This is a genomic window from Neisseria sp. P0001.S005, assembly GCF_051963715.1.
On record NZ_JBQCTZ010000881.1, the window covers coordinates 1 to 320 of the forward strand.

1 pseudogene is annotated in these 320 nt (G+C 54.4%); it reads right to left on the minus strand.

The features are described from left to right. A pseudogene (locus tag ACTHSP_RS23330) lies at positions 1-320 on the minus strand (hypothetical protein); the annotation flags it as partial.

The following is a 320-nucleotide window of genomic DNA, read 5'->3' on the forward strand; positions in this document are numbered from 1 at the left end:
TCAATCTGGTTGTCGGACACGGTGGTGACGATGTTTTTGTCGCTGCTGCGGTAGGCAACGGTTTCGCCCAGTTGGACGTTGTCGTCGTTACCGTTGTCGGCAGCAATGTTCAGACCTTTGGCCACATTGGCGTTGGTCTCTTTCAGCTGACCGTAGTTAACGGCGTCGGTATCGTCGGTACCGGCGGCTACGTTGGTCACTTTGTTGCCGGCGTTGTTCAATCCGTCTTTGGTCAGTTTGACATCACCTGCTTTAACGCCGTCTTGGGTCAATGCGACATCGTCGCCTACTTTCACACCGTCGTTGTTCACGGTGGTGTC